This window comes from Psychromonas saccharinae (assembly GCF_051201515.1).
Classification (GTDB): Bacteria; Pseudomonadota; Gammaproteobacteria; order Enterobacterales; family Psychromonadaceae; genus Psychromonas.
In genome coordinates this window covers 873987-884677 of record NZ_CP195153.1, presented here as the reverse complement: position 1 = coordinate 884677, position 10691 = coordinate 873987, and the positions used below count along the sequence as shown (strand labels likewise).

Genomic DNA, 10691 nt, shown 5'->3' with positions numbered 1-10691 from the left:
ATCAAATTCCACCGTTAATTTAGATGAACGATGTTCTAATTCAATTGAACAGGTAAAACTTGTTTTTTGTCAAAAATAGATCGTTAAAAAATCTATATCCGGGTACTATTTTAAAAACCCAATGACAGCTATGGTGGCTAAGCTGACTCAGTTAAATACAATTAGGTTGCACTGCTCCTAAAAGTTTTTCAGCAATAGAATCTCAAAGTAAATATACAAAAAAGCACCTTTTCACATAATATAAAAAGGTGCTTTCATTACTGCCCGTACGGCAGGACTCTATGAACATAAACATCATAACAATTGTTTTTTTTATGCTCAACTGCCTACTCGGCAGGTCACAACCCCACACTTATGTTGCAGCAATCAATGCTGTTGCTGCAACATAACCTGACATAGGCAGGTTAAAGAAAACAATTATTTACCTAAAATATACAACCATAAGCTGACATAAAATAAAACCATAAGATGACAAATATAATAACATCAATATTTAAAAACCTCTTAAATGTAATTAAATTACAAATAGATAATTTAGAAAAAGTGAGCTTTAAAAAGACTTTTAAATACACCATAATTGGATAATTACATCAGTTGTCGTACCACCAAATCACATCAAAATTGCCAATAAAAATATTCCGATACTGCCATTAAATAGCATATATTTTTACTAATACATAACATTTGGTTTGCCACTCAATAAAGCCCCCCTTGCATATTAAAGGCATTTGCAAGTCGTCGTAATTAATCTTCACTTATATGCCATAGATAACAATCAATAAGCAAGAGTACGGAATTTGAAGTGAGGTCAGCGTTTCTTTAAGGTTTCCAGCGGTCCTTATTAATTTTCAGTTCTATCTCGGAAAGGGGCACAAAGCACTTTCGCTATTTTAAGTCTTTTCATTCGCTAAATCCCAAAAGCGTACAACAATGTCATTTTTAACTTCTATTATTGCCTTTGACATGCAAAATAAAAGACTTCAATAGTATTTAAATATTATTTGATATATTGATTTCACATGTAAAAGATAATATTGTGACAACTTATTTTAAATGAGATCAATGGTATCTCTTTTAATGCATAGTCAGATATATAAAGCTGTTAAATTATAATCATCACATACGGAGATAATATGGATTGCCCTATTAATGGACTTACTTTTGGTAAACAAAGCCAAAAGTCGCTAGATGAAATCCGCCGGTTGACGAAGACTGCCAACTGGTTAAGTATTGCACTTGCTGGTTCTGTACTTAATAATATTTTTTTCAGAAATGGACCTGTAGCTGTTTCGTATAACATAAAAACAACCGACTTTAAATTAATGGCAAACTCTATGTCGTCTACTAACCCAATTCTAAAACGAAAAGTTAATGAAGAAGCTTCAAAAATCATGCTATTTAATAGTAGCTCTTTGAGTTTCAAGGAAAAAACGTTTTGGAGGTGTTTTTATAATGAAACTCGTTAGTACTTTACTTTTTGCATCATTAATATCTACATACAGTTTCGCAGAAAGTAACTACCCTAAACATTATGATACATATACATCAAAAGTATCTCTCTGTATCCAAATGGAAAAGAATAAAGCTCCCCTGCAAACTATGGACTTAAAAGGTATTTCTAAGAATTCATTGCTAGAAGTAATCCCCTATTTGAAAGAAAAACGTATTGTAGATTGCTCTTATCGTGAGGAGCTAGATTCATTAACTCGAACACTTAGAGAGGATAAAAACAAAATAAACTATCAATCGCTTGAAGACCATTACTTATCCATTTCATTACTTAAAAAAGAAGTTTCTTTTTTAAGTATTAAAAAAGAGCAGAGAGATGTGATAATTGAAGCTTCTAAAGATAAAAGTTTAGAAATGAATATTCTCGACTTTTTTGAATCTATAGAATAAAAGAGTTTACAAAATAATTAAATCGTTCTCATAACGGCTGTTAACGTTTTAAAATCATAAATAGCAAAAAGGCATCAATCTGTGTGCCGTTTGTTACACCGTTACGAGTATCCGTTGAGGCGTCGTTTTGATATTTTTGGTATTAGTTGTTTGTGCATTAGCATTTTTTCCTTATGTAACCGAAGGGTGTGAGCCATTTAACATCAGGCGTATAGCAGCAACTGTATTTATTTGTGCTTATGGTGTGATTTATTTCTATGTCCCCCCTTTTCTTGCTCTAAATAATCCAAATATGGGAAAGCTTTATGAACTTTTTCCAGTAGTTTGTTATGTTGTTGTGTTATACATCAATGAGTCGCCAGCTAAAGGTCAAAAAATCCTTATCTGGATTACTAGTTTATTTTGGTTGTTCATATTCATGCTTTTATCATATTTTAAAATGCATGTTTGGTAAATTGTCGAAAAACTGTCGAATTAAGGCTTTTTAGTGAACTAATTCACTCACATTTCCTCTAATCTGAGCGTAACAACCAAGCTCCACAAATCCCAATATCAAACGTAAGAAGTTATCGCATTTTCTTATTTATTTAGAAAATGCGATGAATCCATCACTGACGGGAATGAAACAAAACGGAATCACTTAAGAATCAAAACGAAAGACTAGATCTCATTGGTTCTTATATATTAAAAATAGGGAATCGTCTTGAGTTGATAAAGCATTGCTCGCAAAATTTCAACAACCACTTTGGTCACTTGGAGGCCTGCCACTGTATTGCTCAATTAGGTTTAGAGCGTATGACTCCTGCAAGCTCATCGTATTATTTAAGTCCATTCTCATTTTAAATTAATAGAGTCAGTTTCGTTTTAATTAGACAACTTTCTATAAATTGTTATATTATTTTCTTTTACCATTTTTTAATTGTTTGTTTAGTTTTAACATTAATAATTCAAGCATGATTTCTTTTCCCCTTTCAAAAATTGAGATTATTTATGGCCACTATGCTAGATGTTTCACGTAAAGCCGGCGTTGCTGTCTCAACTGTATCTCGAGTACTCAATGGCACAGCCAAAATATCTCAAGCTACACGTGATGCAGTTTTCAAAGCAGTCGAAGAACTTAATTACCGGCCAAATGTTTTAGCGCAATCGCTTTCAAAACAACAAACGAATACTATTGGGTTAGTTATTCCACGTGGCGTAAAGAACTCTCAATATTTATCTCAATTGATTGAAGAGTGTCAGAAAATAGCGGATAAAAATGGCAAATTTTTATTAATATCTCAAGCAGATGATCAGCCCGATGGCGCAATTCGTTCTATTCTTGCCCTCGTTGATCGTCGATGTGATGCAGTTTTGTACTGTCATACTTCCTTCTTTGAGCAAAACAACATAACAGAAGATATATTAAGTGCTCTTATTGATAAAATAAGCGTGCCATTAGTCGTATTAAATAGCCATTTATCTAAACACCCGAACCACTGTGTCTGGTTAGATAATAAAAAAAGCGCTTCCTTACCTGTTGAGTATTTATTACAAAAAGGACACAAAAGGATTGCCTATATTGCCGGACCGTTACATCAATATACCGCCAAATCGCGTTTGGATGGTTACGAGCAGGCACTCAATAAATATAATATAGAGCCAGACCCAGTATTATTGGTTGAAGCAGAACGAGGATTTCAGGGAGGTTATCACGCATGCAAACAATTACTGCATCGCACGACTGATTTTACCGCTATTTGTTGTTTCAATGATCAGATGGCAATTGGTGCTGTTAAGGCATTGCATGAAAATGGTCTATCAATACCAGAGGATATTTCATTATTTGGATTAGATAACGAAGATATTTTAGAGTTTATTGAACCAAGCATTTCTTCAGTATCTCAACCAACCCATAAATCTGTAATTCGTGCCGTTGAATTATTAATGGCTCATCTCAATGATTTACAGTTAGCTAATAGTGTAGACAACTGTTTTTTCGGTGAATTAAAGCTAAGAAATTCAGTTCGAGCCCTATAATATTCAGACGTAAAAGCTAATAAATATAAAAGCTATTTTAACAGAGAGTATCTGATATTAGCTTTTAAAGCTTTTGGACTATCTTAAAACTCGGCCACTTCTTTTATTAATCCCACTAAAATAGAAATAGGTAATCAACCACCAACCTATAGCAATTATTTATTCCTGATAATTATAATTCATAAAAACCTGTTAGATTAAAAAATCTACCGCCCTAATAGTCAATATTCTTATCTCAAAGTAAGAGTTTTAGGACTATCTCACCCATAATCCAGTATATTTTGTGAACAATATTGCGTATTAACATGAAGAAGATCACTGATTACCATCCATGGAGATCGCTAACTCTCTAATCAACAGGACCTCGTTTAATCTACTTTTTTTGATCTCCATGAGTCAATGGTTTTATCATTTTTCTCATCGATTCTCCTTCTAATTCTATTTTAATTGACCGGTGTACTAATCGATCGAGTATTGCATCGGCATGTGTCGATTCACCTATCATTTCATACCAATTCGATATCGGTAATTGACTGATTATTAATGTGGCGTGATGGTCGTAGCGACCATCAATAAGCTCAAGTAAGTCACTACGTTGATTCGCATTTAATGGCTCTAGACCCCAGTCATCAATGATCAGTAAATCTGCTTTAATAAGTTTACCGATAAGCTTTCGGTAACTGCCTTCTGCCTGCCCAAGGTACATCTGCTCGAGCAACTCTTTTAGCCGGAAGTAGAATACTGTTTTACCTTGCCTACAGTGCTCGACTCCAAGTGCGCAGGCAATATAGGTTTTACCGCATCCCGTTGCACCAGTGATGACTAAGTTATGCGCATGATTCAACCATTCACTTTGGCTTAACGTCCTTATCTGGGCTTTATCTAGGTTACGGCTAGCTTTGTATTGGATATCACCAAGCGCAGCTCTTTGCCTGAACTTAGCTTGCCGGGTAAGCCTCTCAATACGTCGTTGTTGACGTTGTGTAAGCTCTTGAGCCAGAAGTACCTGCAAACGCTCAGTAAAGCTTAATTCAGCATAGGTATTTGCTTGCATAAGTTGTTGTTCAAGAGCATCACGCATGCCTGTCAGTTTTAATTGATTAAGTTGTTGTGTAATTTCTTGCATAGTCTTTCCCTAGTGATAGTAATCATTGCCACGTATATTTTGATGTTCGATCTCGGATAATAAATCAGGCTGTTGCTCTAATATTGGTGTTTTATCCAATCCTTTTTGCAGTATATTAATTATATTTCTAAGCCGATTAGCCCCCGTAATAAGACCGCGTTCACAAGCCTTTTCTAACCGAGTTTTGCTGTATTTCGACGATAAATTAAGTAGCCCTAAACATGAACGATAAGCTTGCTCTGGGTGCTTTCGGCTTGCTAGATGCGTTTGTACTAGCGCGAGTGTATTTGGGCCAATACTCTTAGCCCAGCTTTCAAACCGTGCTGGTGACCATTGCTGTTTTTGATGAGCTTGAGGCATATGCACATCTTGTGTGGTATGCCTTCCGGCTTGATACGAGCGAGGATGAGTTGCAACCGTATTCCCCTCAAACTTTAAGGTGATAAGCTGGCCTGTTACCAGGGCTTCAAGCTGCTTTTTAACAAGGTTATAAGGTACTGAGTAATAGTGTTTTTCGATTTCAACGTGGTAATCGATATTAACGCGAACATTTTTAACATAGGTGAACTGATAAACTGAGTCCGGTAAAGGCTTTAGCGCGGGTTTATCGATACGTTGAAACAACGATATACGGGATTCATTATATTGCTTCATCACTTTATTGTTCATCCAACTGAGCAACTCGGCTATGCGCTGATTGAGTTGCTTTAGACTGAAGAAGGTCTCTTTACGAACCCTGGCCATTATCCAACGCTCAACAATCAGTACGCCTACTTCAGCCTTTGATTTATCCTTCGGTTTATAAGGTCTTGCGGGGATGATAGCCGTATCATAATGTGCGGATAGCTGATGGTAAGTAGGGTTCAAATCTGGTTCATAGCGACAGCTTTTATGAACACCACTTTTAAGGTTATCAGGGATAACCATTTCAGGGACGCCACCAAGAAATTCAAAGCAACGTACGTGACTCATTATCCAGTCTTCCAACTTTTGAGACCAAGTTGCTTCTGCATAGGTATAGTTGCTCGCCCCCATAACCGCGACAAAGACTTGGGCATTTCGATACTCACCTGTATCAGGGTTAACGATAGCAATCGTAGGACCGCAGTAATCGACAAACAGCTTTTCACCCGCATGATGCGTTTGTCGCATTGATAAGCGTAGCGTTGAGCACCACTGTCGGTACATGCGACAGTAATGGTTATAACTGTAATAGCCAGCCGGATTGCTATCAGCATATTCCTCCCACAAAAGTTGCAAGGTCATATACTTACGTGTTTTAAGCTCATCTTGCACGACTTGCCAGTTTGGTAAGCTGTGTTTTTTCAGTGGCGCTTTGGTTTTTAGAAAGGTGTTTTTGAGAGTAACGTCATCCCAGGTATCGTCTAGCGGCCAATCCATGATCCCCATTTTTGCGGCTCGAGCGCAATAGCGAGAGACAACGGAGGGGGAAATAGATAGGCTCTTCGCTATTTGCCTATGGCTTAGTTTTTGTCCGTATTTGAGGCGGAGTATATCTTTTAATTTTTTCATCGTTATAGGTACTGTTGACATGGTTACTCTCATCACATTAAAAAATGACAGAGTAACGGTTAAACACACCTATTGACTAGAAAGTGAGCAAATCAATAACATCGATGAAGATCGCTAAATAACATTTTGGCTCAAAACTGATCTCCATGAATGTTATTTGCTGATCTAAGTTGATGTTATTAGGTGATCTCGATGGATGTTATTAGCTGATCTCCATGGATGAAAATATGCACAATATCTCACTAATAATTAAAAATACCACTCGTATGTTGAAGCAAATCACACATAAAAACAAATCGTGCAAGCGGTTGCATAAATTGTAAAAATTATCCGATATACTCCTGTTATTGAAATAACAAATTACCCAAAAAAATAAATTTATCTTACGTAAACAGGAGTTTTAACATGAAAAAAATATTTCTTTGTTGCGCAGCAGGCATGTCAACTAGCATGGTCGTTTCAAAAATGGAAAAAGCAGCCACAGAAAAAGGCATAGATGTGAAAGTTATCGCTGTAGGTATGGATGAGTTTGAAGCTACCTTACCTGATTATGATTGCTGTCTTTTAGGTCCACAAATTAAATATAAATTCGCTGAATTTAAAGCTAAGGGTGAAGTACTAGGCAAACCCGTTGCAGTTATCAATGCCATGGATTACGGCATGATGAAAGGCGAAAAAATTCTTAATGAAGCATTGGCGATGATTGGTTGATAACGGAGAATAATTATGTCTAACGTTTTTTTTGATTTCATTGAAAATAAAATAGCGCCAATTGCAGGAGCATTCGCTTCTCAACGTCATATCAGTGCGATACGAGACGGTTTTATTGGTGGCATGCCCTTTATGATTGTAGGTTCATTTTTACTCGTGTTTGCTTTTCCTCCTTTTTCAGCGGATACCACTTTTGCATTCGGGCAATGGTGGTTAGGGATGTCCAAAGAGTATTTTGACGTCATCATGACCCCCTTCAATATGACCATGGGCATCATGTCCTGTTATATCAGTGTCGGTATTGCCTATAATCTGGCGCAGCATTACAAATTAGATGCGCTCCCTACCGGTCTGTTATCACTAATGACCTTTTTAATGATTTCTGCACCGATGGAAAATGGTCAACTTTCCGCTTCATTCTTAGGTGGAACCGGTATCTTTACGACTATTATCGTCGCTATCTATGTTACTGAACTGACACGTTTCCTAAAAGTACGCAACATTGGAATTAAACTGCCAGAGCAAGTACCACAAAAGATCCGTCAGTCTTTCGATCTGTTAATTCCAGCCATGATCGTGATTGTCACTATCTATCCACTGAATCTGTTCCTACAAGGACAGTTCGACATGATTTTACCTGCTGCAATTATGTCATTATTTGCGCCTCTGATTTCAGCATCAGATTCATTACCCGCTATTCTATTGGCAGTCTTCGTAGCACATGCGCTATGGTTTGCCGGTATTCATGGTGCTGCAATTGTTGGCGGTATTATGGCACCGTTCTGGTTAGTTAACTTGGGCTTAAACCAAGAGGCGTTGGAAGCGGGTACTACACTACCAGCCACTTTTATTGAACCTTTTTGGAGTTTCTTTATTACACTAGGGGGCTCAGGGGCAACCTTTGCACTTGTCTTACTATATCTACGTAGTAAATCAGTTCACCTAAGATCAATTGGTAAATTATGTATCGTACCTTCAGTCTTTAATATTAACGAGCCGGTTATTTTCGGTAGCCCAATTGTCATGAACCCTATCTTGTTTTTCCCCTTTGTAGGGATTCCAATGATCAATGCCACGATTGCCTATGTAGCAGTTCAAACTGGCATTATTGGTAAAGTCATATCATTAGTCCCTTGGACTGCACCGGCTCCAATTGGAGCGGCTTGGGGCGCTGGTTGGCAGATGAGTAATGGTGCACTGGTTCTGGGTTTAATCGCGCTTGATTTAGTTCTCTACTATCCCTTCTTCAAAATCTATGAAAAAGAGTTATTAAAACAAGAAGAAGCTGACGCGACTGAAGCAAATAGTACTGATAGCGGCGATTTACAACCCGCTTAATTAAACCATATTGGAATAATAGGACTTGGCAAAGCGTCGAGTTCCCATTCACTATATGACGCAATCATTATTGGAGAAAAATGATGACCACCCAAGAAAATAAACTAGAAGCAGAATCCCCTATCCAGGATATGGAAGAAACCGTAATGGAGCTGATTATCAATGCTGGTGAATCTCGTAGTTGTGCGATGCAAGCACTCTATGCAGCAAAAGCAGGTAACTGGGATGAAGTGGATGGATTATTAGCAGAATCAACCGCAGCATCAAAACGTGCTCATACCGTGCAAACCTCATTGATTGGTATGGATCAGGGGACGGGTAAAGTACCGGTTAATCTAATTATGGTACATGCACAGGATCATATTATGACCTCTATGCTAGCACGTGAATTAATCGAAGAACTGATCGAAGTCCATCGAAAACTTCAGGCACAGGATTAAAATTCAATAATTTATTAGTAACACTCTTAACCATTATGCAATCGATTGAATTAACAAAAGTCCAGTTCAGTAATGGCCGCCATATAAACAAAATAATCGCTGTTAGTGCAATTGCAGGTTTAGAAGAGTGGTGAATTAAGATTTAAAAAAATTAAAAGGTGTAATACATGTACCATAAAAAACTAACCCCATTTCCTAAAGACTTTCTTTGGGGAGCATCAACATCTGCATATCAAGTTGAAGGTGCAAGTTTAACCCACGGTAAAGGTCCCTCATGTCAAGATGTTAAAGAAATACCAGAAGGTACCAGTGGGTTAGAGGTTTGTGCAGACCATTACCATCATTATAAAGAAGATGTTGCCTTAATGGCTGAGATGGGATTTAAAGTCTATCGTTTTTCAATTTCTTGGTCGCGTTTATTGCCCGATGGAACGGGTCGCGTCAATCAAGAAGGCATTGATTTCTATAATAACTTGATCGATGAATGCTTAAAATACGATATTATTCCATTAGTCACCATGTTCCACTTTGATATGCCAGCAGCACTAGACGAACGTGGATCTTGGTCCAATCCAGATTCAGTTGATTGGTTTGTAGAGTTCGCCAAATTAATGTACGAAAGCTATGGAGATCGCGTTAAATATTGGCTAACTATCAATGAACAAAATATGCTAACGCTTGTTGGACCGGTTATTGGCACATTACATATTCCAGAAGGTTGTACCAACGAGATCAAAGAAATTTACCAACAAAACCATCACATGTTAGTGGCTCAAGCAAAAGCAATGGTTTTATGTCATGAAATGGTCGAGGATGGAAAAATTGGTCCCGCGCCAAATATCTCATTAGTATACCCAGCGACATGTAAACCAGAAGATGTAATTGCCTCACAAAATGCAAACGCCATTAAAAGCTGGCTTTATTTAGATATGTCTGTCTATGGTGTTTATAACAATTTGGTATGGGCTTATCTTGAAGAAAACGATGCGACCCCTACATTTGCACCGGGCGATGATGAAGCCCTAAAAAATGGCAATCCTGATTTTATCGGCTTTAACTATTACAACACATCAACCGTTGAAGATTATTCATTGCTGGATAAAGAAATACAATCGGGCAAATCAGATCAACAAAATCAGAGTGGTGAAAAAGGATTCTTCAAATCATTCCGTAATCCTAATTTAGGAACAACAGAATTCGGATGGGAAATCGACCCAGTAGGATTTAGAGCAACAGTAAGAGAAATCTATTCACGTTACAGATTACCATTAATTGTGACTGAAAATGGTTTAGGTGCCTATGACACCCTAACTGAAGATGGAAAAATTCATGATGCTTACCGGATTGAGTATCTTCGCAAACATATTGAACAGATTCAGTTAGCCATTACTGACGGTGTTGAAATGATGGGATATTGCCCATGGTCAGCCATTGACCTGATCTCTACCCATGAAGGCGCGGTTAAACGCTATGGCTTTATCTATGTCGATCGTGAAGAGTTTGATCTGAAAACCCTTGATCGTTACCGAAAAGATTCTTTCTTTTGGTATAAAGATGTTATCGCCTCAAACGGTGAAAATTTGTAGTTTACCGCAAAGTTACCAGTCTTATTTAAAGCCTGGTAA

General features: G+C 37.4%; 9 protein-coding genes. 7 read left to right on the top strand and 2 right to left on the bottom strand.

The genetic code is table 11. From position 1 onward, the window contains the following. The first annotated feature begins 1133 nt into the window (after positions 1-1133). From ACR30L_RS03990 to ACR30L_RS03980, 3 genes are all read left to right on the top strand, one after another. A complete protein-coding gene (locus ACR30L_RS03990; RefSeq protein WP_435236754.1) occupies positions 1134-1466 on the top strand; it encodes a hypothetical protein in 333 nt (110 codons plus the stop codon). After that, positions 1453-1899 (top strand): hypothetical protein, encoded by a 447-nt coding sequence (locus tag ACR30L_RS03985; RefSeq protein ID WP_435236753.1) that lies wholly within the window; start codon positions 1453-1455, stop codon positions 1897-1899. The genes ACR30L_RS03990 and ACR30L_RS03985 overlap by 14 nt, the downstream gene beginning before the upstream one ends. A gap of 990 nt (positions 1900-2889) precedes the next feature. Beyond that, positions 2890-3918, top strand: a complete 1029-nt coding sequence (locus ACR30L_RS03980; protein WP_435236752.1) for a LacI family DNA-binding transcriptional regulator — start codon at positions 2890-2892, stop codon at positions 3916-3918. Positions 3919-4291: 373 nt separating this feature from the next. Here the strand turns inward: ACR30L_RS03980 and istB are convergent, their stop codons facing one another. Both istB and istA read right to left on the bottom strand, forming a co-directional pair. Further along, on the bottom strand, positions 4292-5044 hold the full coding sequence (istB, locus tag ACR30L_RS03975; RefSeq protein WP_435234394.1) for an IS21-like element helper ATPase IstB: 753 nt from the start codon (positions 5042-5044) through the stop codon (positions 4292-4294). 9 nt (positions 5045-5053) lie between these two features. After that, positions 5054-6598, bottom strand: coding sequence for an IS21 family transposase (gene istA, locus ACR30L_RS03970; RefSeq protein ID WP_435234393.1), 1545 nt, complete (start codon positions 6596-6598; stop codon positions 5054-5056). Positions 6599-6982: 384 nt separating this feature from the next. Here istA and ACR30L_RS03965 point away from each other — a divergent pair, with 384 nt between their 5' ends. The 4 genes from ACR30L_RS03965 (at position 6983) to ACR30L_RS03950 (ending at position 10652) form a co-directional block, all read left to right on the top strand. Next, positions 6983-7288: a PTS sugar transporter subunit IIB gene (locus ACR30L_RS03965; protein WP_435236751.1), complete on the top strand. Its 306-nt coding sequence runs from the start codon at positions 6983-6985 to the stop codon at positions 7286-7288. Between the two features lie 15 nt (positions 7289-7303). Next, the gene (locus ACR30L_RS03960) at positions 7304-8626 is read left to right on the top strand and encodes a PTS sugar transporter subunit IIC (RefSeq protein WP_435236750.1); all 1323 of its coding nucleotides are present in this window, start codon (positions 7304-7306) and stop codon (positions 8624-8626) included. A gap of 80 nt (positions 8627-8706) precedes the next feature. Beyond that, entirely contained in the window at positions 8707-9066 is a 360-nt protein-coding gene (locus ACR30L_RS03955; RefSeq protein ID WP_435236749.1) for a PTS lactose/cellobiose transporter subunit IIA, read from the top strand. Positions 9067-9233: 167 nt separating this feature from the next. Then, on the top strand, positions 9234-10652 hold the full coding sequence (locus ACR30L_RS03950) for a glycoside hydrolase family 1 protein (protein ID WP_435236748.1): 1419 nt from the start codon (positions 9234-9236) through the stop codon (positions 10650-10652). Positions 10653-10691 lie beyond the last annotated feature (39 nt).